Here is a 26,150-nt window from a genome sequence, read left to right as displayed (position 1 = left end):
TGCGTATGTTAAACATGCCCGTGACCAACTAACCGTTTAATGTTTCTACGCCGAGACTTGTTGAAGAGATCGAAGCACATCCATAAATCGATGAACGAAAGCACTAATTTTTAGTGCTTTCGTTTTCAGCGCTTTTCTTTGCAAGAGGGATTACAGCGCCGCTTTAACATCGTTTGGAAGCAACACGGTATCGATCACGTGAATAACACCGTTACTCGTCATGATGTCGGCTTTGATCACATTTGCGTCGTTTATCATAACCTTATTCATATCAGTTGAGACCATTACCTTGCTTCCTTCGACGGTAGTGGCATCAGATAGCCCAGCTACATCTTTTGCTGTGACTTTACCCGTTACTACGTGATAAGTGAGAATTTTAACAAGGGTTTGTTTATTCTCAGGTTTCAACAGCATTTCAATGGTGCCTGCCGGGAGTGCAGCAAAAGCTTCATCGGTGGGAGCGAATACAGTGAATGGCCCATCTCCCTTTAGTGTAGTGACCAAGTCTGCAGACTTAACTGCGGTGACAAGTGTTGAGAACATGTCGTTGCTTGCTGCGGTGTCGACAATATCTTTATGTCCATCCTTTGCATGATGGCCAGCAACCGCTGAGGCACTCAATACAACTAAGAAGAACGCACTAATTAACTTTCTCATATTCTTTCCTTTTACCTATTAAATTACGTTAAGTGAAATTCAACATCCTTCGTTTCGCCAACTACTGACCTACGCCACTGAAAGCTACTGAATTGAGAATTGTTACGGCACTTCAGGGAAATTTGATGATTAACTTTGTGTAATGCCAAGTCGCAATGTATGAGCACCTAAGGAAGCAAGTAAAATTATGCGTTGAACGAGCTTTAAACTGGGTTGTAAATAAAATGTAAATTCATGGCGCACTGCTATACTTAATCTATCGAGTAAATAAGAAAGGTGCCTATTATGAATGCTCGACTCGCTGTTCCTTTGTTGTTATGCATAGTGCTTGCCGCTTGCCAAACCACTGATAATCAGCATGTAAAAGATGCGCCCACTTTGTTAAATGACAGTCTCTTTCCTTCCTATACGTTATTTCCCGTAGAGTCTTCAGATGAAATTTTTTACTTAGACGAAGACGCACAGTTTTTTGCCGAAAGGGCAGTTTACGAAAAAAGTATCCTGCAAAAGAATGTAAAAGGGTTAGTAAAAGCAATTTTCGATCATTCTGATCATGGGATGCTTTATCGTAACAGCGCAAATACAACGGCAAATACAACATTTAATAACCGAGCCGCGAACTGTCTGTCTCTTTCTATTATGACGTACGCTTTGGCAGAACACGTTGGACTCAATGCAACATTTTACGAGGTGGAAATTCCGGAATACTGGACACGACGAGAAGGGTATAGCTTACTGAATGGGCACATTAACCTTCGACTCTCATTGCCAAATGAAAGTCCTGTTGCAGCTGTGGGAGGAACGTGGGCAGACGTTGATTTTGATCCACAAATGCTGCGAAATTACTTCCCAAGAAATGCCGTTTCCAAAAACAAAGTAATAGCAATGTATTACAACAACAAAGGAGCGGATGCCTTAGTGGCGAACAGCTACACTCGGGCTTATAGCTATTTTCGTGCAGCAGCAAAAGTCGCTCCCGACCTTCAGCAGAGCTGGGTGAACTTAGGTGTGCTTTATAGAATGGTGGATGAATATGAGCAGTCTGAAATGACATACAAACACGCACTATCGCTAAATGAAGAAAACTTAACCGCATGGGAAAATTTATCCATTCTTTACACTTATCAAGATAGAGATGACGAGGCCTTAAAAATAACCCAAATGGTAGAAGCTAAGCGGAAGCATAATCCATATTACCATTACATTTTAGGAGAACAGGCACTTGAGGCAGGTGATATTGCATTGGCAATAGTTCATTACGAAAGAGGACTAAGACTTGATAACGCGCGCCATGAGATTCTATTTGGGATGGCAAAGGCCTATCACGAGTTAGGTGATGTAAGTGAAGCTCAACGTTATTTAGAGCGAGCGGTCAGGTATTCGCCCAATGAGCAAGAAAAGCAACGCTATTCGTCAAAACTGGCAACGTTAGCAAGCAGTTAAAAAAAAGCCGCAGACTAGCTGCGGCAAAAGAATAACACTACAAAAGGAACTTAATTTATATAACGCCCAGCTCACGAAGGCGCTCTTGCAGGTATGACCCTGCGGTATGACGTTCTGAAAGAACAACATCTGGTCTAGGGTGTAAGAACAGTGGCAATGAAATACGAGATTTCGTCATGTCAGCACCATCTGGGTTTACAACCCTATGCGTAGTTGATGGGAAGTATCCGCCAGATGCTTCTTGAAGCATGTCGCCAATATTCACAATCAAGTTCCCGAAATCACACGGAACTTCAATCCAACTACCGTCTTTAGCTTGTACTTGCAATCCAGGCTCGTTGGCTGCAGGCAAGATAGTAATCAAATTAATATCTTCGTGAGCAGCTGCGCGAATTGCGTCTACTTCTTCATCACCTTTTAGTGGTGGGTAGTGCAGTATACGTAGCAAGGTTTGATCAGAATCTTTGATCATGTCACCCAGCGGTTGACTGTACTTATCGCTCACCTCTGAAGGAGAATGTTTTTCTATCCAACCCAATAGCTCTTTCGCTAGTGTGTTTGCTTCCCCATAGTACTGGGAAATCTGCGGGTGTAGCGCTTCTGGACACTGACCCCACGGATAGAAATGGTAATACTCTTTAATGTCTTTTTTCGTAAAGCCTTTGGCTACCTCAGATACGCTCTGAGGGAAAAATCCGTCTTGTTTACCCTTGTTGTACAGGTAATCGTTCTTCTCTTCACTGTCGAAGAAGCCCTGCCAATTGTCGTAAATACCTTGAACTAATGACTGTTGGATAGGGTGATTTTTTAAAACACCGAACCCTGTCTCGCGAAGTGACTTCACGAATTCTTCTTGTGCGTTTTCCGCTTGGTAATCAACAGCAACTAATTGCATAACTTTATCCCGTATATTTTGACTGCGGCATTATAAAGGTAGACGGGCTACAGAAAAAAGTCGCAGAAATTGACATAAATCAACCCCGCGAGGAATTTGCGCGTAATTTACAGAAACCTGACCAGTTAGTCTAGTAAAATCTTGACCAACTGGTCCAAATTAATGAAATTTAACCAAGAGAGAGGTAAAAGCCCGCTAGCGCGGCACTCATTAAGTTAGATAACGTTGCAGCAATAACAGCTTTTAACCCCAGTCTCGCAATTTCTTTTCTGCGTGTTGGTGCCATGGCACCAATTCCACCCATCAAAATAGCGATAGAAGAGAAGTTTGCAAAACCACAGAGTGCAAAGGTGATAATGGCCTGAGATGCTTCAGATAGCTGTGATTGGTTCTCTAGGAAGTTTAGGTAGGCAACAAATTCGTTAACTACCATTTTCTGACCAATAAAGCTGCCTGCAAGTTGCGCTTCCTCCCATGGTACGCCGATTGCCCATGCAAGAGGTTGAAGCACATAACCCAGGATCCCTTCAAACGTCACGTTTTCATAGCCAAATAATCCTGCTGTCCAGCCAATAAGGCCGTTAAACATGGCAATAAGTGCTATGAAAGCGAGTAGCATTGCACCTACGTTTAACGCAAGTTGCATGCCTGATGCAGCGCCACTGGCGGCTGCATCAAATACATTGGCGTAGCCGGTATCTTCCGCATCTACGTCATGTAAATCTTCATTTGGCTTACTGGTTTCTGGCAACATGATTTTTGCCATAAGTAAGCCACCTGGCGCAGCCATAAAGCTAGCTGCTAGCAAATACTTAAGATCTACCCCCATGCCAGCGTAGCCCGCCATTACTGAACCAGCAATTGACGCTAAACCACCCACCATAATGGCAAATAGCTCAGAGCTCGTCATGTGTGGAATAAAAGGGCGAACCACAAGAGGCGCTTCTGTTTGGCCCACAAAAATATTGGCAGCAGAAGACATGGATTCAGGTCGGCTAGTTCCCAGCGCTTTCTGTAAAAAGCCACCGATAACCTTGATGATCAAACCCATTACTTTGAGGTGATAAAGAACGGCAATAAGCGCCGAGAAAAACACGATAACTGGAAGCACGTTAAAGGCAAAAATAAACGCGATTGACTTGTCGCCAATAGGACCGAACAAGAAATTAATGCCTTCTTGGCTATAAGCAATGATGTTGGCGACAAAACGCGTCGCGCTCAACAATACTTCTTTACCAGGTTCAGAATACAGGACAAACGCGCCAACGGATGCTTGAATAGCAAATGCGCCACCAACGGTGCGCCAATTTATATTGCGTTTCGCCGATGATAACGCGAAGGCAATACCCAGAAGGACTGCAATGCCCAGTAAACTCACCATAGTAATGTTCCCTTAAAGAAGCGCTTGCTGAATGTGTGATTTGATCACATCTAATGCAATTTGGTTTTTGCCACCTTGCGTCACTACTACGTCGGCAGTGAAGCGGCTAGGTTCGATAAATTGATGATACATAGGCTTAACAGTTTCTTCGTACTGTTTTGCCACAGATTCAATACTACGACCGCGTTCTTTTAGGTCGCGCATCATTCTGCGCATCAAACAAATATCAAGAGGAGTATCAATGAAGATCTTCACGTCGTACAAAGGAAGTAGATCAGTACGAGCAAGTAGCATGATACCTTCAAGAATAATGACTGGCGCAGGATTTAGACGCTCAGTTTCAGGCAAACGCGTATGCGTTTTATAGCAGTAATGTGGATAGTCAATAGGCTGACCATCGCGCAATGCTTGCAAGTGCGCTTTCAAAAGCTCATGTTCAAAGGCATTCGGGTGATCATAGTTGTTCTTCTCACGTTGCTCCATGGGAAGATGATCTTGCGCACGGTAGTAGTGATCTTCGCGCAGCACTTGAACAGGGCGGCCTTGAGCACTGAAGCCGTTAAACAAATTTTTTGTAAAAAGAGACTTCCCAGAGCCAGAAGCTCCAGAAATGGCAATAATAAGTGGCGATTGCATAGTACTATAAAGCTGATTTTGTTGGTGCAAAGATACGCGTTTAGGCCTCGCGAATCAATGTTATATTCACAAGTTCTCGGTTTTTGGATCGGTCTTTGCTAGAACTTTATCGTATTTTCAAGGTATTGCAGGGTGTTTAGTCAGCATGCAAAAAATACCAAAAAGTTCTCCAAGTGGTCAGTTTTTAACTGAACAAGTCAAAATATCGCTAGTTACCAATTATCTCTATATCGTCGTCCTTAATACTCGGTAATGCATACGAATGCTGCTTTGAGCGAGAGCCCTCACCTTGCGCTCTGGGTGGGTAGTAGGTCTCTTTTTCATCAACATAACCAGAAAATACATCGTCAAGTGCAGCGCGTATTTCGCTGAGGGTTTTATCTAAATTTGCATTGAAATCTGGGCGTTTTCGCTTGGTATGGCCCAATTCGATTAATCGACCAAAACTCTTGTTGGCCAAAGCCAGTAGTTCAGTCGGAACGTCTTTATGTGGCTGTAGAGGCTGATCGGGGTGCTCTATACAATATTTTACTAGAGCCGTGTAAAAGCACAGTGGTTTATTCTGCAACGTGATGGCTTTGTCATCGATTCCGTTAGAAATCGTTTTATCTTTTAAGTTGATTACGAGTTTTGGGGAAGGAGGGATAACTTCTTCTAAGGTTGCGCGTTTCCTTTTGGTTTTACTCGAAACAGCAAAAAATGGTGTAACGAGTAATGATGCGATAAGCGCAGTCCAACTAAAAGCAAAAGTACTGGTGACGGCTTTACTTCGCATCTCTACCTTAATGACTTGTTCAGCGTTGACGAAATTTGCCGTAAAAGACAAAGGGTAACCCGTAAAGTCTTCATTGCTCGTCACAATATCTTGGATTCCTCTGACTAGAACGGGGTAGTTTTCGTCCTTAAGCGTGCCGTTTAGTTTTCCAAGATAACGGTAAATGGCGAACTGATTTACAGGCGTGTTAAGGGTGTTGTTTCCAACGTCTAAAAACGCGCTGTCTAGGCTTACCCTTCGCTCTACCTTATCAAGTGCACGGTGAAGAGAAGTATGGTGTGAAAAGTATTGTGCAGTTAAAGCGATGAATTGGAAACATGCTAACAAGACAAGACCATTAAAGATGATAAAGGCTTTGGGCTTAAAATATATTCTCTTACTACCCATTAGTTACACCCTTCCTCTAATGTAATAGTTTTGTAATAAGGTCTAGGATGAGACATTGCAACTTCATGAATTACCGACTGTATAGCGCAAAATAAGTCTGTGTTTTGCGTCTGCATTTTCAAATACCATTGCATTCCACTTACACTTTCCTGCAGCGGCGTTGCATAGTTTCTTGAGAAGTTGTCTTTATCTTCTTCTGCCCAATATGAGGAGATAATATCAATATCACCCGCGAGCAAAGCTCGTCGCAGTTCTTGGTGAGAACTGAAGTAAACAATATCTACATTGGAGTCACTGAGTCCGAGGTTCTGCAAAACTGTTTTGGGAACAATATGACCAGAACGGCTGCTCGGATAATCGAGCAATCCTATCTTTTTACCTAGCAAGTACTCTTTAGATAGTAGCGGTCGTTCTCTTAGCGCGATAAAAAAAGCTGAGTAGTCAGGATGCGATGCTACTTTGGTCAATCCATAAATTTGGTCAGCCCCGAACGCATCTACGACATTACTTTTCACCAGCGCTAAATCAACAACGCCATGATTAATGTATCGAAAGGTATCGTAATCACTTTGGCCTATTGTAACTTTAACTTCACCGTATTGGCGCTTAATCGTTTTATCATTGCATAGGCGCTCACTTGCCATTTCAGCAATTCTACCGTCAGTAACATACACAGAAAAGACGTCGCTATTGCCCCGTAAATCAGTTTTGCAGGTTAAATATTGACCGGTTTGTGGGGCGATGTCACTATACTCATCGGAATTTTGAAAATAGTTTATCGAACCGCACACAAGTGCAGCTAAGATAAAAATTATCCACTTTCCGGTAGCAACAATTCTGAAATTCGTCAAAAAAACGACCAAATGAATTAACGATTTATATAGTGATTTCATCAGTTAAGGTTATTTATTGCAATAGGTAAATTTATTTTATTGTGTTAACTCATTGAAAAATTATGTATTTTTATGAGTAAACCTGATTTTTATTAAACGCTGTTTATTAGTAGCATATCTGCCAAGAATAGAATCAGCTATTCGTCGCAGATTGACAATAATAATAACAAGTAAATTAACCTGACCATATGGTCAAGTATTATTTTGCAAACTCAATAGCCTCGGGCGATTGCTGTTAAATAAAAATGTAAAATTGTAATAAATCTGACATGAATCTTTACGACAATTTGTCCGGTTCTGATTAAGTCATAGGTTTGATGTGGTATTTTTTGCACTACACTAGACCGAGTAAAAAAGAATTTTAAACAAAAAGGGAAACACACACATGAGCTCATCAGCTAAATTCAGTCGCATTGCGGCTGCGGTTGCGCTGTCAATCGGTTTGTCTACCACTGCAATGGCGCAAGAAACGTCATCTGCAATGGAAGGCCGCATCCTTACCCCTACAGGTGCACCTGCTGCGGGAACATCTGTTACAGTAATCCACGAACCTACTGGCACTGTGCGTGAAGTAGTAGTGGGAGCAAACGGTACATTTAACCTTCGCGGACTTCGCGTAGGTGGTCCTTACAGAATCATTGTTGATTCAGACCAGTATCAAGATACAACGGTAGATAGTGTTTTCTTAGAACTAGGTAACCCATTTGGCGTTAACCTTACTCTAGAAGACGCAAGTGATATTGAAGTTATCTCTGTAAGCGGTAGTGCGCTAACAGCAACTGCATTTGGTGCAACAGGCCCACAAACTGTATTCAATCTTGAAGCACTAGAAAATACACCTGCAATAAACCGTAGTATCGGTGACATCGTGCGTGTTGACCCTCGAGTATTCGTTGACGAAAGCTTCAACGACTCTATTAGCTGTGGTGGCGCAAGCCCGCGTAACAACAGCTTGACCCTAGATGGTATTCGAATGAATGACAACTTTGGTCTAAACAGCAATGGCTTCCCAACAGAACGTATGCCGTTCTCATACGACGCAATTCAGCAAGTTGCTGTTGAACTTGCGCCATTTGACGTTGAGTACGGTGGTTTTACTGCGTGTAACATCAACGCTGTAACCAAGTCTGGTTCTAACGAAGTTCATGGCGGTGTTTTCTACGACTTTACGTCTGACTCTTACCGTGGTGATGAAGCTGACAGTGTTGTTCGTGATAACGGTAACTACACTGAAAAGCGCTATGGTTTCAACGTTGGCCTTCCGCTTATCAAAGACAACCTATTCCTTTTTGCTGCATACGAGAAACTTGAAGGCGTTCAATTATATGATTACAACGCACTAGGTAATCGTGTAACTCAGGATGATATTGACCAAGTAACTGAAATTGCTCAACGTGTTTATGGTTACGATGTTGGTGGTACACCAGGTTCAGCACCAGTTGAAGATGAAAAAATCCTTATTAAACTAGACTGGAACATTAATGCTGACCACCGTGCGTCACTAATGTACAACTGGAACGATGGTTTCAGTGTAAGTCAGTCTGATACCGGTTCTAGCAACCTGTCTCTTAGCAACCACTTCTATGAGCGTGGTGCTGAACTTACTAACGTTGTAGGTTCATTATTCTCTAACTGGAGCGATGACTTCTCAACTGAGCTTCGTGTAGGTCACACAGATCTAGACAACCGCCAGCAGTCGCTAGATGCAGCATCAGGTTTCGCTGAAGCTCAAATCGCTACTGAAGACGGCGGTCGAATTTATATCGGTCCTGATGACTCTCGTCAGTCAAACCAGCTAAACTACGAAGTGTTCAACTTTAAGTTGGCGGGTACTTACTTCTACGGTGACCACCAAATTACAGCTGGTGTTGAGTACGAAGAAACTGACGTATTTAACTTGTTTATGCAGCACACTGTAGGTGAATACCGTTTCGACAGCATCGCTGACTTCGAAGCTGGTCTTGTTGATCGTATTTACTACAACAACTCTGCGGGTACTAATAACCCAGCTGACGCAGGTGCATCATTCGCTTACGACGTAACAACGTACTACATTCAAGATGAGTTCTATCTTACAGATGATCTTAAGATTATGGCTGGTCTTCGTTACGATACTTACAGCTCTGATGACACACCTCGTTTGAATGAAAACTTCACCGAGCGTTACGGCTTCGCTAACACTGCAAACGTTGACGGCATTGACCTTCTTCAGCCACGTTTTGGTTTCACTTACACAGTGAATGAAGATTTAGAACTACGCGGTGGCTTGGGTCTATACTCTGGCGGTAACCCGAACGTTTGGATTTCAAATGCTTACTCAAACGACGGTGTGACTAACATTGGTGTTCGTGAGGGTGACATCACTGGCTGGACTTCAGGTGTTACATCTTTATTTGACGTTCCTCTTACTGGCGAAGGTCGTCCAATCTTCGACATTCCACAGGATATGTTTGACGAAGTTGCAAATACTAGCATCACTGACGGTGACGGTAACACAAATGCGACTGCACCAGACTTTGAGATTCCTTCAGAGTGGAAATACGCGTTGGGCTTTACGTACATCGCGCCGGGCGACTACCTAGTTAACGCTGATGTTATCTACACAGATCGTCAAGATTCGGCCATTGTTCGTGATGCGCTGCTCGTTGATTCTGGTGAAACACGTTTCGACGGCCGTACTATCTATACAGCAATCGATCCAAGCCGTTGGACTGGTTCAGACTTTATCCTTGATAATGTAGACGGCGGTGACGGTAGCTCAGTAGTACTATCTGTTGGTGTTAGCAAAGAGTGGGATAATGGCTTTGACATGGCTGCGTCATATGCATACGTTGATGCAGAAGATGCAAACCCAATGACAAGCTCTGTAGCTTTCTCTAACTACACAAACTTTGCAACTAGCGATCCAAACAACCCTGCAGCTGCAACTTCTGACTACGCTGTTGGCAACCGTTTCAACTTCTCAATTGGTTACACAGCTGAGTTCTTCGACGGTTATGCTACTCGCTTCAACCTATTCGCAACTGCTAACGAAGGTAAGCCTTTCTCTTACGTTTACAGCAACAACGATGCGTTTGGTTGGGATGCTGCAGACGCTCGTCAACTTATCTACATTCCTGAGTTGAACGATGCAAATGTTGTGTTCGTAGATCAACTTAATGATGACGGCGAAGTGATTCAGTCTGCTGAGGTTGCTGAAGCTGAATTCAACCGTTGGGTTGATGACCATGGCTTTGAGCGTGGCGAAATCCTAGAACGTAACAGTCAAACTGCTGATTGGTGGTTTAAAGCTGACCTACGTATCTCGCAAGAGCTACCAGGTTTCTATGAAGGCCACAGTGCAAATGCATTCTTTATCATTGAGAACGTAACTAACCTTATCAACGACCAATGGGGTGTATTCCGTCAAGGTACATTCGGTGGTGATGAAGTTCTAGCTGCAGATATCAATGATGCAGGTCAGTATGAGTACAGCGCATTCTCAAGACCAGAGCAGAGCGTTTCTCGCGCTCCTTCACTTTGGGAAATCCGCGTAGGTGTTAACTACCGCTTCTAAGCTGTAGAAAAACACTAGCTACAAGTTGTAGTGTTAGGTGCCACTCTCCTTAACAGGAAGTGGCACTTTTTTATGCCCGCCATTAATCTCACAATCATGCAATCAAACGATCCTCCGCTTTTTTAATGATCTAACTACGTACATTAGCCGAAGTAATTGACGACAAATTTTTAAATGCTCGCAAGGAGGGCTTATGTCAAAACGTATGCTAATGGTAATGACATCTCACGAAATTATGGGTGATACCGGCAAAAAGACAGGCATGTGGTTGGAAGAGTTTGCTGCGCCGTACTACGCATTTAAAGACCAAGGATATACGATAACTTTGGCGTCACCCATGGGAGGGCAAGTGCCTATCGATCCCAATAGTCTGGCTGACGATGCAATGACCGATGACGCTATGCGATATACGAAAGATGAGCTGGCGCGTAGCGCTATAGCGTCGACTATTCCGCTTGAAGATGTGAGAGCTGAAGAGTTTGACGCGGTGTTCTATCCAGGGGGACACGGTCCGTTGTGGGACCTTTCTGACAATGTGCACTCGATAAAACTAATCGAAGACACTATCGCAGCTAATAAACCCGTTGGGGCAGTATGTCACGCGCCAATTGTGCTTAAAGACGTTAAAACGCCTGATGGCAAATACCTGGTTGAGGGAAAATCTGTTACCGGATTTTCAAACAGTGAAGAAGCTGCAATGGAACTTACAGACGTAGTGCCTTATCTGGTTGAAGATGAACTGGTTAAAAAAGGCGGTAAGTATGAGAGCGCCGACAATTTTGCTGTAAAAGTGTGTACCGACGGGTTACTGGTGACGGGACAGAATCCGCCGTCATCACGACCAGCAGCCGATGCGCTGATTAAGCTATTGAGTTAGCGTCAGCGAACAGCAGAATATATAGTGCCCTCAATGAGAGGGCACCGTTTTAAAAGCGTGGCTACCTAAACGTTCTCAAACAGGTCTTCAACACGCTGTCTTAGTTCTTCAATTCTAGACACATCCGCTGGCGCGATGAAAATAGTGTCGTCACCTGCAATGGTGCCCAAAACTCCGTCTTTCTTACTTAATGAGTCAAGCAAGCGCGCAATAAGCTGTGCAGCACCAGGGCTGGTTCTAATGATTACCATTACGTTGTTGTGAACGATATCCAGTACCAGCTGTTTAAGAGGGCTTTTAGCCGTAGGCATACCTAGCTCTGGAGGCAAGCAATACACCATATCACCTCGGGCATTTCGCGTGCGTACCGCGCCGAATTTGCTTAGCATTCTAGAGATTTTAGATTGGCTGATGTTGTCGAAGCCTTGTGCTTTTAATGCATCAACAATTTCGCCCTGTGAACCGTAACTTTCTGCTTTAAGAATTTCTTTAAAAGCTTTGATGAGTAGCTCTTGTTTTGCGTTTGCCATTAGCGCTCTTTTCTTTTTTAGGGTTATCGTTAGGAATTATATTTAGTATGCGTATATTGTGCCGTACAGGTAGACTTTGCGCAATTTCTTTGCATAATCATTCATGATAATGAATATCGAGATAAAATCGCCATAAATAACGTTAATAAGACGATCCGGTGATTGAGTTTTCCCCCGCGTTGCATTAGTGTGACGTTCCGTTTAAATACGTGAAGTAATCCCATAGGAGAAATGGTATGAAAGTAGCCGTGTTAGGTGCTGCCGGTGGTATTGGTCAGGCGCTGTCTTTGTTGTTGAAAACACAATTGCCAGCAGGTTCAGATTTAGCGCTTTACGACGTAGCGCCAGTTGTTCCTGGTGTTGCCGTTGATTTGAGCCACATCCCCACTGCGGTAAAAGTAACCGGTCACGGTAAAGATGACCTAGCTGATGCACTAACTGGAGCAGACGTTGTTCTAATTCCAGCGGGTATGCCTCGTAAGCCAGGTATGGATCGTTCTGATCTATTCAACATCAACGCCGGCATTGTTAAAAACCTAATCGAAGGTGTAGCTGATAACTGCCCGAACGCGTGTGTTGGTATCATCACTAACCCAGTTAACACTACTGTTGCTATTGCAGCTGAAACGCTAAAAGCTAAAGGCGTTTACGACAAGAACAAGCTTTTCGGTGTAACGACACTAGACGTTATCCGTGCTGAAACGTTTGTTGCTGAACTTAAAGGTGTGGACGTATCTTCTGTGCACGTACCGGTAATCGGTGGTCACTCTGGTACAACTATCCTTCCTCTACTTTCACAAGTTGAAGGTGTAGAGTTCACAGACGAAGAAGTTGCTAGCCTAACTACTCGTATCCAAAACGCGGGTACTGAAGTTGTTGAAGCTAAAGCGGGCGGCGGTTCTGCAACCCTATCAATGGGTCAAGCAGCGGCACGCTTCTGTCTATCTCTAGTTGCAGCAATGCAAGGCGAGAACGTGGTTGAGTACACTTATGTACAAACTGACGACAGCGACGACGCAGCATTCTTTGCACATCCAGTTCGCCTAGGCGCAAACGGTGTTGAAGAAATCTTGCCATACGGCGAGCTAAGCGCATTTGAAGAAAAAGCGAAAAACGACATGCTTGAAGGCCTACGTGGCGACATCAAGCTAGGCGTAGACTTCGTAAACGGCTAATAACGCCTGAAGCGGATGTACTAGCATCCGCTAGAAAAGGCTGGATACGTTCCTATGTACCCAGCCTTTTTTGCATTTAAGACACTACAAAAAAAGCCTGCTCATTGAGCAGGCTTTTCATAATAACGTTAAGCGTTAACTTGGGCTCTAGCCTGTATTACGCATACCAATTGCAATACCCGCGATGGTAACCATCATGGCACGCTCTAGGCTGGTGTTTTGTGCATCGTCACCGGCTTTACGAATACGATCCAGAAGCTCAATTTGCAGGTAGTGAAGGGGCTGAAGATATGCTGCGCGGATCTCCATAGACTCTTTACCCTGCGGGTCGTTTTTCATGATGTCGCCGTCACCGGTTATAGCCAACAGCGACGAGATGCTTTCTTTAAGCTCGCTACGCAATGCTTCTCCAAAGTGTTTGAGCTCTTTGGGTACCAAGCGCTCATCATAAGCTTCGCTGATTCGCGGATCGGCTTTATGGAACACCATGTCCAGCATTGAAAGACGTGAACGATAGAACGGCCATTCGCTGAACATCTCGTTAACCACTTTTTCATTTTCCGGTGTCTTCACGCTATCGATAGCGCGCATAACGCCTAACCAGCTTGGCAGTACCAAACGGGTTTGTGCCCAAGCAAATATCCATGGAATCGCGCGTAGGCTCTCAATACCACCTTGTGGCTTACGCTTCGCTGGGCGACTACCTAGTGGTAGTTTGCCTAACTCTTGCTCTGGCGTTGCAACACGGAAGTAAGGCACGAACTCTTTATCGTGACGCACGGTTGCACGGTAGTTATCGCGACCTTGGGCTGCCATTGCAGTTATAAGCTCTCGCCATTCTTCTTTTGGTGCCGGAGGCGGGAATAACATGGCTTCAATTATGGCGCTGGCGTAAATACCTAGGCTGCGTTTAGCCAGCTTAGGCATACCGAATTTATAGCGAATAGTTTCGCCTTGCTCAGTTACACGGAAGCCGCCGTCTAGTGAGCCAGGAGGCTGAGAGTAAATAGCAGCATGTGCTGGCAAGCCACCACGACCAATTGTACCGCCGCGGCCGTGGAATAGGGTCAAGCTCACATCAAACTCATCAGCAATCGCAACCAAGGCTTCTTGTGATTGGTATTGAGCCCAGCCCGCAGCAAGTGCACCTGCGTCTTTGGCTGAATCTGAATAACCAATCATAACGAATTGACGACCTTTAACGTAACCGCGATACCAGTCGATAGACAGAAGTTTGCGCATTACGTCAGGCGAGTTGTTCAAATCGTCTAGCGTCTCGAACAATGGCGCCACTGGCATTGGCCAATCTACACCACTTTCTTGAAGTAGCAGCTGAACGGCCATAACGTCCGATGGCTCACTGGCCATAGAGATAATATAGATACCAAAACCGTGTTTGCTGTGCTTCGCAATTACCTTACAGGTATCAAGCACTTCTTTCACGTCATCAGACGCATCCCATTGAGCAGGGAATAGCGGGCGTTTTGAGCCAAGCTCGCGCAATAAGAACGCTTGCTTGTCGGCTTCGCTCCACTGAGCATAATCACCAAGACCAAGGTAGCGTGTTAGTTCGCTGAAAACGTCTGCATGACGCTCAGAGTCCTGACGCACGTCAAGGCGCAGAAGGTGAATGCCAAATACACGAGCACGACGAATAGTGTCTAGCAGCAGACCGTTTGCTACAACTTGCATTCCGCAGTCTAACAGTGACTGGTAGCAAAGCATCAGTGGTTCAATTAGCTCATCATCACTTTCAACCCAGTTTGAAGTATCTGGGTTTTTACCTGCTAAGTAGTCGCTAATGCCATCGCGGGTTGCGATGAACTTGTCCACAAGTGGACGAAGAAGGGCGCGGTACGGCTCGTTGGCGTCGCCGACTTTTTCGCGTAACGCGTCGTTGCAGTCGTACATTGAAAGCTCAACTTGCAAGCGGTCAAGATCAATCGCGAAAAGCTTGGCCGCACGTTTTCGAGCAAGTAATAATACTTGCTCAGTCACTTTTGACGTTACAAATGGGTTGCCGTCTCTGTCGCCGCCCATCCAAGAGCTAAACTGAACGGGAGATGCATCTAGTGGCAGTGATACTTCATAATCTTCGTTTAGGCGACCATCAAGCTCGCGCATAAAGTCTGGCACTGCTTCCCATAATGAGTTTTCAATAACAGAGAAGCCCCAGCGTGCCTCATCAACCGGTGTTGGACGTACTGAACGAATTTCTTCAGTGTGCCAAGCCTGTGCAATAAGGTCAGCAATACGGGTTTCAATTTTCTTACGCTCAACATCATTAAGCGACTCTTGGTGAATAGCCTGAAGGCAGTTCGCCAATTCTTTATGTTTGTGAATAAGTGTACGGCGCGTAACCTCAGTTGGGTGCGCGGTCAGTACAAGATCGATGTTCAGTTTTGCAACCGCATCCTGCACTTTTTCAGCTGTTAATTCAGCTTTATCTAGGTGTTTAAATAGTGCATCAATAGACGCATCAACATTCATTGCCGCATTGTATTCTTGCTCAGCAATGTTGCCCAAATTCAAGAATTGTGCGAATGCACGGCCAACAGTAAGCAAATCGCTGTCAGACATTGTTTTGAAAGTTTCTTTCAGTTCTTCGCTACATGTAGCGTCTCCCTGATAAGAAGCTCGGCCGCCTTTACGAATCTTTTCAATACGGTCTAGCCACTCTTGACCCAATTGATTTTTGATTGTTTCACCTAAGGTTTTACCTAGGTATCGAACGGTATCTTTCAGTTCAGCATCGTAGTGTGTTTGCATGCTATCCTCCTAAATATATGGCCTTAACCATACTGTGTCCTTTGCGACTTGTCTAACCACTTTCGGTTATAATTTACAACATTTTGATACTTTTGCACCCTAGTTAACATTGCTCAAAGCAAGATATTTTGTGGTGTGATACACTCTTGCACCGGAAAATGCAGAAACATTCTCGCGTTATGCGTTTTGTTTGAAATTTGTACTGCATTTGTAATTTAATTTCAGGAGTTCTTGTGACTGATACATTCAATACAGTAGAAACCCAAGCAAGTTACGGCATTGGTTTTCAAATGGGTCAACAATTACAATCAAATCCGTTTGACGGACTAGCGATTGACGCTGTTGTAGCTGGCCTAAAAGACGCCTTCGCAGGTCAAGCGCCTCAGGTTGATAACGACACACTACGTGATGCGTTCGGCGAAATTCACAAGCGTATGCAAGCGGCTAAAGAAGAAGCTAGCAAAGCGGTTATTGAAGAAGGCACAAAGTACCTTGAAGAAAATGCGAAGCGTGACGAAGTAACCGTTACTGAATCTGGTCTTCAGTATGAAGTTATTGCTGAAGGTGACGGTGAAACACCAGTTGCGGCTAGCACTGTACGTGTTCACTACCACGGTACACTTATTAACGGTACCACTTTTGACAGCTCTTACGAGCGCGGCCAGCCAGCTGAATTCCCAGTAGGCGGCGTAATTAAAGGTTGGACTGAAGCACTTCAACTTATGAAAGTAGGTGCTAAGTACCGTTTATACGTGCCACATGATCTTGCTTACGGTGAGCAAGGTGCGGGCGCAGCTATTGCACCATACAGCACGCTTATCTTTGACGTAGAGCTTCTAGACGTTCTAGGTTAATGTGTTGTTCACAGGTGTGCAGTTCTGTACACCTGTGTTCCATCTTTTCTTATTCATAGTTCATAACGTTTTAAAAACTAGCCCGCACTTCGTTAAATTTAGCGATATGGCCTAATGTTTCTTTTTCCTATCTCTTTTCTTCTCTGTTTTTTCTCGTAAATACAAAGCAAACCTAAATTTGGCACGTTGTTTCATTGGTGTCGCCTTGCGTTTGCGATATGCTAGGTTTCATCTGCTCCGAGTTGTTATCAGTGGCTTCGGCATTACAATAGCCCCACGCTCAAATAAGGAAAATTATTATGGTTATCAAGCCTAAAGTGAGAGGCTTCATTTGTACAAACGCGCACCCTGTTGGCTGTGCAACGGCGGTTGACGAACAAATTGCTTATGTAGAAGCAAAAGGCGACTTAGGCGAAGGCCCTAAAAATGTATTGGTTATTGGTAGCTCTACGGGATACGGCCTAGCATCACGCATTACTTCTGCGTTCGGCTATGGCGCTAAAACGCTGGGTGTGTGTTTTGAAAAAGCACCAACGGAACGTAAAACGGGTACTGCCGGTTGGTACAACACCGCTGCATTCCACGAAAAAGCCAAAGCAAAAGGCTTGTATGCAGAAACTATTAATGGCGATGCGTTTTCCGATGAAATCAAAAATGAAACCATCGAAAAAATCAAAGCTGAAATGGGCAAGGTTGATTTGGTCATTTATAGCCTTGCATCCCCGCGTAGAACCGACCCAGAAACAGGCGTAACGTATAAATCTACGCTTAAGCCTGTAGGGCAGGCGTACACTACGAAAACCTACGATACTGATAAAGACAAAGTGCATGAAGTATCGCTAGAGCCAGCCAACGACGAAGAAATCCTTAACACCATCAAAGTGATGGGCGGTGAAGATTGGGAACGTTGGATGGACTTTTTACGTGAAGCCGATGTGCTTGCTGAAGGCTGTAAAACCACCGCATATACCTATATCGGTAAAGAACTAACATGGCCTATTTATGGTCAAGCGACGATTGGTAAAGCGAAAGAAGACCTAGATCGCGCTGCCGCAGCCATTATTGGTAAAAACAGTGATTTGCTTGTGCAAGCCAATGTGAGCTCGTTGAAAGCACTGGTAACGCAGGCAAGCTCAGCCATTCCTGTAATGCCTCTGTATATTTCACTTATTTACAAAGTGATGAAAGAGGAAGGCACCCACGAAGGGTGCATTGAGCAGATTCATGGCTTGTTCACACAGTGCCTGTTCGGCAATACACCAACGTTAGATGAAGCAAATCGCTATCGCATGGATGGCAAAGAAACTAACGACGCAACACAGGCAAAAATTAAGGCGCTATGGGATCAAGTGACACAAGAGAACTTTCATGACTTAAGTGACTACAAAGGTTACAACCATGAGTTCTTAAAACTGTTCGGTTTTGACATTTCAAGTGTTGATTACGACAGTGAAGTTGACCCAATGGTTAATTGGTAAAACCTAAACTTACCATTAATTAACCTAATGCTTATATGCGCAAAAGCCGTCTGATTTGACGGCTTTTTTGTACCTGATTACAAGTTGATACGGCGTATGGATTCGCAAAATGTAAATGAATAAGACCAAAGGTTTACATTAAATTGTAGAAAAATTTGCCTTTATCTTGAAATAGCGTGGCACAAACGTATGGGTTAATGCTAAAATCCCGAAATTAAGTAGGGGTCTTTTCTGCCTCTACCAAAACAGCAGTAGCGATTGCAGCTACACAACAACAATAATAAGTGTAAATTTCTGCTGGTGGTCTATAAAGAAAGGGCGAATTAAGCGTCCGCAAAAGGAATTATGCGTTACGGCTTCATAACAGGCTGACCGTAGCAATTGCAGCAAGTTCCATCAATCAACAACGAAAAGGTGTTCTACACCTGTTAATAGTGCGCTTTTGCATGCTGACAGGCAGGTTTTCTGCGGTCATGCAAAAGGGTATTTCTATTAGAGTAGTGCGATTACATATGATAAAAATCAAGAAAGGTCTCGACCTCCCAATTGAGGGAGCGCCAAAGCAGGAGATTGCTGATGCATCTGCTGCAACGCGCGTTGCCATTCTGGGAGAAGAATATGTGGGTATGCGCCCTACCATGCACGTCCAAGTTGGCGATGTAGTGAAGAAAGGTCAGGTGCTTTTTGAAGACAAAAAGAACCCTGGCGTTAAATTCACTGCCCCAGCAGCGGGTGAAGTGGTAGAGGTTAACCGTGGTGCAAAACGTGTTCTTCAGTCTGTAGTTATCAAAGTGAACGGCAGCGATGCTGTAATTTTTGATAAAATTGCAGCTGACCAGATCGCGAGCGCTTCACGCGAGCAGCTTCAGTCAATCCTTGTAGAGTCAGGCATGTGGACAGCGTTCCGTACACGTCCATTTAGCAAATCTCCTAAGCTAGACTCTGTTCCAAGTTCAATTTTTGTTACAGCAATGGATACTAATCCACTAGCAGCAGATCCTGCTGTGATTATTGCTGAGCGCCAAGACGATTTCGTAAATGGTCTTAAAGCGTTAACGCAATTGAGCGGCGGCAAGACTTACGTTTGTAAAGCGGCAGGTGCTTCTGTTGCTACTGGCGATGCGGCAGTTGATGTTGAAGAATTTGGCGGTCCTCACCCTGCGGGCCTACCGGGTACTCACATCCACTTCCTTGATTCTGCTGGCATGAACAAAACGGTTTGGCACATCAACTACCAAGACGTAATGGCAATTGGTGCATTGTTGACCTCTGGTGAGCTAGATAACCGTCGTGTTATTTCACTTGCAGGTCCTGCAGCAACTAACCCACGCCTAGTGCGCACCGTAATGGGCGCAGACTTGACCGAGCTTACTGCTAGCGAGCAAGTAGACGGTGAAGTACGTGTTATCTCTGGTTCTGTACTTAGCGGTACGACAGCGATGGGCGTTCACGGCTTCCTTGGTCGTTTCCACACCCAAGTTTCACTACTAAAAGAAGGTCGCGAGAAGAAATTGTTCGGTTGGATCCTACCTGGTTCAAACCAACACTCAGTGACTCGTGCTTACTTAGGTCACCTAAGTGGCGGCAAGAAATTTGATATGACAACAACTACCAATGGTTCTGAACGTTCTATGGTTCCAATTGGTAATTACGAACGCGTTATGCCCCTAGATATCATTCCTACGCTTCTGCTTAGGGACCTGATTTCTGGTGATACTGACGGTGCTCAGACGTTGGGTTGCTTAGAGTTGGACGAAGAAGATTTGGCATTGTGTACTTATGTATGCCCTGGCAAATACAACTACGCTCCTATCTTACGCGACTGTTTGACCACGATAGAGAAAGAGGGTTAAGTCATGGGTTTAAAAGCGTATTTAGAAAAGATCGAACCAAACTTCGAACCAGGTGGTAAGCATGAAAAGTGGTATGCGCTTTACGAAGCTGCGGCGACCATTTTCTACACCCCAGGTAAAGTAAATAAAGCTAACACGCACGTGCGTGACAGCATTGACCTTAAGCGCATCATGATCATGGTATGGATGGCAACATTCCCAGCTATGTTCTTTGGTATGTATAACATTGGTTTCCAAGCGCAAGAAGCAATTGCTGCTGGCGCAGGAACACTACCTGATACGTGGCAAGCAGGCCTATTCGCTGCCCTTGGCGGTGACTTGGCAAATGCGGGTACACTAGGTCTATTCTTCTATGGCGCATGTTTCTGGCTGCCAATCTACGCGGTAACGTTCGCGGTAGGTGGTTTCTGGGAAGTATTGTTCGCGTCTGTGCGCAAGCACGAAGTTAACGAAGGTTTCTTCGTTACATCGGTACTATTCGCACTAACACTTCCAGCTACTATTCCTCTATGGCAAGTTGCACTAGGTATTACCTTCGGTGTTGTAATTGCTAAAGAAGTATTCGGTGGTACAGGTCGTAACTTCCTTAACCCAGCATTGTCTGGTCGTGCATTCCTTTACTTTGCGTATCCTGCGCAAATTTCAGGTGACCAAGTATGGGTAGCGGCAGATGGTTATTCTGGTGCAACGTCTCTAAGCCAAGCGGCTTCAGGCAACCTTGATTACGCGAACATGGATCAGTGGATGAACAGCTTCATCGGTACTATCTCAGGTTCAGCGGGTGAGGTGTCTACCCTTGCTATTATTCTTGGTGGCTTGTTCATCATGTACATGCGTATAGCAAGCTGGCGCATTGTTGCTGGTGTAGCAATTGGTGTGGCGTTCTTCGCAACCTTGCTAAACCTAATCGGCAGCGATACGAACCCTATGTTTGCAATGCCTGCTCATTGGCACTTTGTTGTTGGTGGTCTTGCTTTTGGTATGTTCTTTATGGCGACAGACCCAGTTTCTGCGTCGTTCACAAACCAAGGTAAGTGGGCTTACGGTATCTTCATTGGTTTCATGACGGTACTAATCCGCGTCCTAAACCCAGCCTTCCCTGAAGGTGTAATGCTAGCAATTCTATTTGCTAACTTGTGGGCGCCACTGTTCGACTATTTCGTCGCACAAAGCAATATCAAGCGGAGGGTAGCACGTGTCGGCTAAGAAAGAATCTTTAGGCAAAACGGTAGGTATTGTTGTTGCCGTATGTTTAGTTTGTTCAATTGTTGTTTCTGGTGCGGCTGTTGGCCTTCGCTCTCTACAACAAACAAACGCAGCTCTAGATAAAAAGAGCAACATTCTTAATGCTGCAGGCCTTTATGAAATGGGCATGAGCAATAGCGCAATTGAAAGCACGTACAGCGAGCGAGTAGAACAGCGTTTTGTTAATCTTGACGAAGGTACTTTCGTAGAAGCGCCTAAGCCAGATTACGATATGTATAAAGCAGCCAAAGAAACTGAGTACAGCACAAAGGTAACTAACAGCAATGTTGGTTTCCAACGTCGCCCTAACGTGGCAAGTGTTTACTTAGTTCGCGACGACGCAGGTGATGTATCTCGTATCATCCTTCCTGTTCACGGCAGCGGCCTTTGGGATCTTATGTACGGTTTCTTAGCGGTAGACGCAGACGGCCAAACGGTTCGCGAGCTTATTTACTATCAGCAAAAAGAAACGCCAGGACTAGGTGGTGAAGTGCAAAACCCTGCTTGGCAGGACAAATGGGACGGCAAAGAGCTTTACGAGAATGGCGAAGTTGCTATTCGCGTAGTGAAAAATGCTAACCCTAGCAATCCTCACACTATCGATGCGCTTTCAGGTGCAACCCTAACCAGCAACGGTGTTGAAAACACAATTCGTTACTGGGTAGGCGAGCAAGGCTTCGGCCAGTTCCTGAAGAACCAAGCATGGCGTTCATAAGGGAAGTCTCATGGCAGATACTAAAGAAATGAAAAAGGCCCTCTTTGGGCCAATCCTGGACAACAACCCGATCGCCCTACAGGTATTGGGTATCTGTTCAGCACTGGCAATTACCACTAAGCTGGAAACAGCATTGGTAATGTCGCTTGCGCTTACAAGCGTTGTAGCGTTCTCAAACTTGTTTATTTCACTAATTCGTAACCAGATCCCATCTAGCGTTCGAATTATTATCCAGATGACTATCATTGCGTCGTTGGTAATCGTTGTTGACCAAATTCTGAAAGCGTATTCGTATGAAATATCGAAGCAGCTGTCGGTATTCGTTGGTCTGATTATTACTAACTGTATCGTAATGGGTCGTGCTGAAGCTTACGCCATGAAGAGCCCACCTCTGATGAGCTTCCTTGATGGTATTGGTAACGGCTTGGGTTACTCTTTCATTCTAATTGTTATTGGTACAATTAAAGAGCTATTTGGTTTCGGTACTATTTTAGGTTTCGAAATCCTTCCACTGGTTCAAAACGGTGGCTGGTATCAGGGTAACGGTTTGTTAATCCTACCATTCAGCTCATTCTTCTTAATCGGCGGTATGATTTGGTTTATCCGTACTATCCGTCCAGAGCAAGTAGAGCCTAAGGAGTAAGTCATGGAACATTATTTGTCGTTATTTGTTCGCTCAATTTTCGTTGAGAACATGGCGTTATCACTTTTCTTAGGTATGTGTACATTCCTAGCGGTATCTAAGAAAGTTAAAACTGCTATGGGTCTTGGTGTTGCAGTTATCGTGGTACTAGGTATCTCTGTACCCGTTAACCAAGTTATTTATGTAAACATTCTTGCTCCAGGCGCACTAGCATGGGCAGGTTTCCCAGAAGCTGACCTAAGCTTCCTTAACTTCCTAACGTTTATCGGTGTTATCGCGGCGTTGGTACAGATTCTAGAGATGAGCTTAGACAAGTTCTTCCCTGCGCTTTACAACGCACTAGGTATCTTCCTTCCGCTAATTACCGTTAACTGTGCAATCTTCGGTGGTGTGGCGTTTGCGGTACAGCGTGAATACAACTTCACTGAAAGCATCGTTTACGGCGTTGGTAGTGGTATGGGCTGGGCACTAGCAATTGTATTGCTAGCGGCAGTACGTGAAAAGCTGAAGTATGCTGATATGCCTGATGGTGTTCGTGGTCTTGGTTCTGTATTCATGATCGCTGGCCTAATGGCACTTGGCTTCCAGTCATTCACTGGTATTCAGCTGTAATAGAGCTCGGGAGCATATAAATGAATAACGTAGAAATATTTCTTGGCGTCGGCATGTTTATTGCCATCGTATTGGCGCTAGTATTTATCATTATGTTTGCCAAGTCTAAATTGGTACCAAGTGGTGATGTAACGATCACTATCAATGGTGACCCAGACAAGGCAATCAAAACTGCACCGGGTGGCAAACTTCTTGGTGCACTAGCTGACGCAGGTTACTTCGTATCGTCTGCGTGTGGTGGCGGTGGCTCATGTGGCCAGTGTCGTGTAGATGTACACTCAGGTGGTGGTGAAATCCTTCCAACTGAACTAGACCACATCACTAAAGGTGAAGCGCGCGAAGGCTGCCGTCTTTCATGTCAGGTTGCTATCAAGCAGGACATGGAAATTGAGCTGGAAGAGTCGGTATTTGGTGTTAAGAAGTGGGATTGTGAAGTTATCTCTAACGATAACAAAGCAACCTTTATCAAAGAACTTAAGCTTAAAATTCCAAACGGTGAAAGTGTACCTTTCCGTGCAGGTGGTTATATTCAGATTGAAGCGCCAGCGCACCACGTTAAGTACAAAGAGTTCGATATTCCTGAAGAATACCGCGGTGACTGGGAGCGTTTTGGCTTCTTCGACATCGAGTCTAAAGTAGACGAAGAGACTATTCGTGCTTACTCAATGGCGAACTACCCAGAAGAAGAAGGCATTATTATGTTGAACGTGCGTATCGCTACGCCGCCACCTAATAACTTAAGCCTACCTGCGGGTAAAATGTCATCGTACATTTGGAGCCTGAAAGAAGGTGACAAAGCGACTATCTCTGGTCCATTCGGTGAATTCTTCGCGAAAGAAACTGAAAACGAAATGGTATTCGTAGGTGGTGGTGCAGGTATGGCCCCAATGCGTTCTCACATCTTCGATCAGCTTCGTCGCCTTAAGTCTAAGCGTAAGATGAGCTTCTGGTACGGTGCACGTTCACTTCGTGAAATGTTCTATACAGAAGACTTCGACGAGCTAGCAGCAGAAAACGATAACTTTGAGTGGCATGTAGCACTTTCTGATCCTCAGCCAGAGGACAACTGGGAAGGTTACACTGGGTTTATCCACCAAGTACTTCTTGAGAACTACTTGAAAGATCACCCTGCACCAGAAGACTGTGAGTTCTACATGTGTGGACCACCTATGATGAACGCGGCCGTAATCAACATGCTTAAAGATTTAGGTGTTGAGGACGAAAACATCATGCTAGATGACTTCGGTGGCTAGGCGTTTAATTTAAGAGCTACTCGCTTAAAAGTTATTAAGCATATTAAAAGGGGCGTAAGCCCCTTTTTCGTTGAAGCAAAACGCAGAATGCACATAATAGCGATTGAATAATGTGCATATTAGCTAAGGACAACATCGTGATTCGATTTGCTATTCGAATTTTCCTCGCCTTTGTTGCGGTAGGTATTCTACTTCTCGCAAGCTGTAGCGACGAAAAAACGCCTGTAGTACACCTGCAAGGGCAGACAATGGGCACAACCTACAACGTTAAGTACCTTGTAGCGGAGACACCGGTAGAAGGCTTACAAGCTGAAATAGATGCCCGTCTTGTTGAAGTTAACAAGATGATGTCTACTTACGACCCAACGTCAGAACTATCAAGGTTCAATCAATACCGCTACACCGACAATTTCGCCGTATCGCCAGATACGCTAACCGTGGTTAACGAGGCACTACGCTTGGCTAACCTTAGTGGCGGAGTACTTGATGTTACCGTTGGTCCATTGGTTAATTTATGGGGGTTTGGCCCAACTAAGCGCCCTGAAAAAGTACCAAGCCAGACAGACATCGACGATATTCGCGAATATGTGGGTTATAAGAAGCTGTCAACCACGCCTACTGGCTTAAAGAAAAGTCACCCAATGCTTTATGTCGACCTGTCGACTATTGCAAAAGGCTTTGGCGTTGATGAAGTGGCGGAGATCCTTGAAAACCACAACATTGAAAACTACCTTGTAGAAATAGGTGGTGAAATGCGTGTGAAAGGTGAACGAGGCGACGGCAGTGAGTGGCTGATTGCCATTGAAAAGCCAGTTACCACTGAACGTGCTGTTCAAAAAGTTGTCTCAATAGGAGAAAACGCGGTTGCTACATCAGGTGACTATCGCAACTATTACGAAGAAGACGGCGTTCGTTATTCGCATCTAATCGACCCCACAACGGGCAAACCTATCTCACATAACCTGGTTTCGGTTACGGTAATTCATCCTTCTTCAATGACGTCTGATGGTTTGGCTACGGCGTTTAATGTAATGGGATGGGAACAAGCGATAGCGGTTGCTGAGCAAGAACAACTCGCTGTATTCCTCATTCGTCGCACAGAAGACGGATTTGAAGAGTATGCATCGCCAGAATTTGATAAACTGGTCACAGTTCATAATTAGGGGGTAGCAATGTCTACATTCATTCTTGCTTTTGGTTTCTTTCTAACAATGGTACTGGCTATGGCCGTAGGTTACCTTTTTCAGAAAAAATCAATCTCTGGAAGCTGTGGTGGCTTAGGTGCACTAGGTATTGAAAAAGCCTGTGACTGTCCAGAACCGTGTGACCGTAAAAAGTCGCGCATGGAAAAAGAAGAAGCCCGCCAGAAAAAACTAAACGAGTGGAAGCAGAACCAAATTTTGTAATGCTCAACCCATCGTTGGTTTAAGGTTTAAAAGCGCTGTTTGATACTAATCGACAGCGCTTTTTTTGTGGGTATATCTATTACGTTCTTTAATATTGAGCTCTATTGACGTTGTTTC

The 26,150-nt window shown here is 44.6% G+C and carries 22 protein-coding genes; 14 read left to right on the top strand and 8 right to left on the bottom strand.

Going from position 1 to position 26,150, the window contains the following annotated elements:
* Window positions 1–150 precede the first annotated feature (150 nt).
* The gene (locus MASE_RS16265; protein WP_014950812.1) at window positions 151–657 is read right to left on the bottom strand and encodes a fasciclin domain-containing protein; all 507 of its coding nucleotides are present in this window, start codon (window positions 655–657) and stop codon (window positions 151–153) included.
* Window positions 658–942: 285 nt separating this feature from the next.
* Between MASE_RS16265 and MASE_RS16260 the strand changes: the two genes are divergently transcribed.
* The gene (locus MASE_RS16260) at window positions 943–2,100 is read left to right on the top strand and encodes a tetratricopeptide repeat protein (protein ID WP_014950811.1); all 1,158 of its coding nucleotides are present in this window, start codon (window positions 943–945) and stop codon (window positions 2,098–2,100) included.
* Between the two features lie 55 nt (window positions 2,101–2,155).
* Here the strand turns inward: MASE_RS16260 and MASE_RS16255 are convergent, their stop codons facing one another.
* The 5 genes from MASE_RS16255 to MASE_RS16235 form a co-directional block, all read right to left on the bottom strand.
* Window positions 2,156–2,995 carry an isopenicillin N synthase family dioxygenase gene (locus tag MASE_RS16255; protein WP_014950810.1) on the bottom strand — a complete coding sequence of 280 codons (840 nt, stop codon included), beginning with the start codon at window positions 2,993–2,995 and terminating at the stop codon, window positions 2,156–2,158.
* A gap of 169 nt (window positions 2,996–3,164) precedes the next feature.
* Window positions 3,165–4,376: a NupC/NupG family nucleoside CNT transporter gene (locus tag MASE_RS16250; protein ID WP_014950809.1), complete on the bottom strand. Its 1,212-nt coding sequence runs from the start codon at window positions 4,374–4,376 to the stop codon at window positions 3,165–3,167.
* Between the two features lie 12 nt (window positions 4,377–4,388).
* Window positions 4,389–5,012 carry a uridine kinase gene (udk, locus tag MASE_RS16245; RefSeq protein ID WP_014950808.1) on the bottom strand — a complete coding sequence of 208 codons (624 nt, stop codon included), beginning with the start codon at window positions 5,010–5,012 and terminating at the stop codon, window positions 4,389–4,391.
* A 208-nt stretch (window positions 5,013–5,220) separates the two neighbouring features.
* On the bottom strand, window positions 5,221–6,174 hold the full coding sequence (locus MASE_RS16240; RefSeq protein WP_014950807.1) for a hypothetical protein: 954 nt from the start codon (window positions 6,172–6,174) through the stop codon (window positions 5,221–5,223).
* The gene (locus tag MASE_RS16235) at window positions 6,174–7,067 is read right to left on the bottom strand and encodes a PhnD/SsuA/transferrin family substrate-binding protein (RefSeq protein ID WP_014950806.1); all 894 of its coding nucleotides are present in this window, start codon (window positions 7,065–7,067) and stop codon (window positions 6,174–6,176) included. Before MASE_RS16235 ends, MASE_RS16240 begins: the two co-directional genes overlap by 1 nt.
* A 385-nt stretch (window positions 7,068–7,452) precedes the next feature.
* On the opposite strand from MASE_RS16235, the gene MASE_RS16230 reads away from it, so the two are divergent.
* Together MASE_RS16230 and MASE_RS16225 are read left to right on the top strand one after the other, a co-directional pair.
* Window positions 7,453–10,623 carry a TonB-dependent receptor gene (locus MASE_RS16230; protein WP_014950805.1) on the top strand — a complete coding sequence of 1,057 codons (3,171 nt, stop codon included), beginning with the start codon at window positions 7,453–7,455 and terminating at the stop codon, window positions 10,621–10,623.
* Between the two features lie 193 nt (window positions 10,624–10,816).
* Window positions 10,817–11,500 carry a type 1 glutamine amidotransferase domain-containing protein gene (locus MASE_RS16225; RefSeq protein ID WP_014950804.1) on the top strand — a complete coding sequence of 228 codons (684 nt, stop codon included), beginning with the start codon at window positions 10,817–10,819 and terminating at the stop codon, window positions 11,498–11,500.
* Between the two features lie 65 nt (window positions 11,501–11,565).
* Here MASE_RS16225 and argR read toward each other — a convergent pair whose 3' ends face one another.
* On the bottom strand, window positions 11,566–12,030 hold the full coding sequence (gene argR, locus MASE_RS16220) for a transcriptional regulator ArgR (protein WP_014950803.1): 465 nt from the start codon (window positions 12,028–12,030) through the stop codon (window positions 11,566–11,568).
* Between the two features lie 236 nt (window positions 12,031–12,266).
* Between argR and mdh the strand changes: the two genes are divergently transcribed.
* Window positions 12,267–13,205, top strand: coding sequence for a malate dehydrogenase (mdh, locus tag MASE_RS16215; protein ID WP_014950802.1), 939 nt, complete (start codon window positions 12,267–12,269; stop codon window positions 13,203–13,205).
* A gap of 147 nt (window positions 13,206–13,352) precedes the next feature.
* Here the strand turns inward: mdh and ppc are convergent, their stop codons facing one another.
* Window positions 13,353–15,974 (bottom strand): phosphoenolpyruvate carboxylase, encoded by a 2,622-nt coding sequence (ppc, locus tag MASE_RS16210; RefSeq protein ID WP_014950801.1) that lies wholly within the window; start codon window positions 15,972–15,974, stop codon window positions 13,353–13,355.
* A 233-nt stretch (window positions 15,975–16,207) separates the two neighbouring features.
* Here ppc and MASE_RS16205 point away from each other — a divergent pair, with 233 nt between their 5' ends.
* The 10 genes from MASE_RS16205 (at window position 16,208) to nqrM (ending at window position 26,033) form a co-directional block, all read left to right on the top strand.
* Entirely contained in the window at window positions 16,208–16,828 is a 621-nt protein-coding gene (locus tag MASE_RS16205) for an FKBP-type peptidyl-prolyl cis-trans isomerase (protein WP_014950800.1), read from the top strand.
* Window positions 16,829–17,127: 299 nt separating this feature from the next.
* Window positions 17,128–18,306: an enoyl-ACP reductase FabV gene (fabV, locus tag MASE_RS16200; protein WP_014950799.1), complete on the top strand. Its 1,179-nt coding sequence runs from the start codon at window positions 17,128–17,130 to the stop codon at window positions 18,304–18,306.
* Window positions 18,307–18,818: 512 nt separating this feature from the next.
* Entirely contained in the window at window positions 18,819–20,159 is a 1,341-nt protein-coding gene (locus MASE_RS16195) for a Na(+)-translocating NADH-quinone reductase subunit A (protein WP_014950798.1), read from the top strand.
* 3 nt (window positions 20,160–20,162) lie between these two features.
* Complete coding sequence (locus MASE_RS16190; RefSeq protein WP_014950797.1) at window positions 20,163–21,365, top strand: NADH:ubiquinone reductase (Na(+)-transporting) subunit B; 1,203 nt, start codon at window positions 20,163–20,165, stop codon at window positions 21,363–21,365.
* Window positions 21,355–22,119: a Na(+)-translocating NADH-quinone reductase subunit C gene (locus MASE_RS16185; protein ID WP_014950796.1), complete on the top strand. Its 765-nt coding sequence runs from the start codon at window positions 21,355–21,357 to the stop codon at window positions 22,117–22,119. Before MASE_RS16190 ends, MASE_RS16185 begins: the two co-directional genes overlap by 11 nt.
* A gap of 10 nt (window positions 22,120–22,129) precedes the next feature.
* Window positions 22,130–22,762, top strand: a complete 633-nt coding sequence (locus MASE_RS16180) for an NADH:ubiquinone reductase (Na(+)-transporting) subunit D (protein WP_014950795.1) — start codon at window positions 22,130–22,132, stop codon at window positions 22,760–22,762.
* A 3-nt stretch (window positions 22,763–22,765) separates the two neighbouring features.
* Window positions 22,766–23,374: an NADH:ubiquinone reductase (Na(+)-transporting) subunit E gene (gene nqrE / locus MASE_RS16175; RefSeq protein WP_014950794.1), complete on the top strand. Its 609-nt coding sequence runs from the start codon at window positions 22,766–22,768 to the stop codon at window positions 23,372–23,374.
* 20 nt (window positions 23,375–23,394) lie between these two features.
* The gene (nqrF, locus tag MASE_RS16170; protein WP_014950793.1) at window positions 23,395–24,627 is read left to right on the top strand and encodes an NADH:ubiquinone reductase (Na(+)-transporting) subunit F; all 1,233 of its coding nucleotides are present in this window, start codon (window positions 23,395–23,397) and stop codon (window positions 24,625–24,627) included.
* Between the two features lie 137 nt (window positions 24,628–24,764).
* On the top strand, window positions 24,765–25,790 hold the full coding sequence (locus tag MASE_RS16165; protein ID WP_014950792.1) for an FAD:protein FMN transferase: 1,026 nt from the start codon (window positions 24,765–24,767) through the stop codon (window positions 25,788–25,790).
* A gap of 9 nt (window positions 25,791–25,799) precedes the next feature.
* A complete protein-coding gene (gene nqrM / locus MASE_RS16160; protein WP_014950791.1) occupies window positions 25,800–26,033 on the top strand; it encodes a (Na+)-NQR maturation NqrM in 234 nt (77 codons plus the stop codon).
* Window positions 26,034–26,150 lie beyond the last annotated feature (117 nt).

It is taken from the genome of Alteromonas macleodii ATCC 27126 (assembly GCF_000172635.2).
Classification (GTDB): domain Bacteria; phylum Pseudomonadota; class Gammaproteobacteria; order Enterobacterales; family Alteromonadaceae; genus Alteromonas; species Alteromonas macleodii.
Note: the sequence above shows the minus strand (reverse complement) of the source record. Positions and strands in the feature narration are given on the sequence as shown.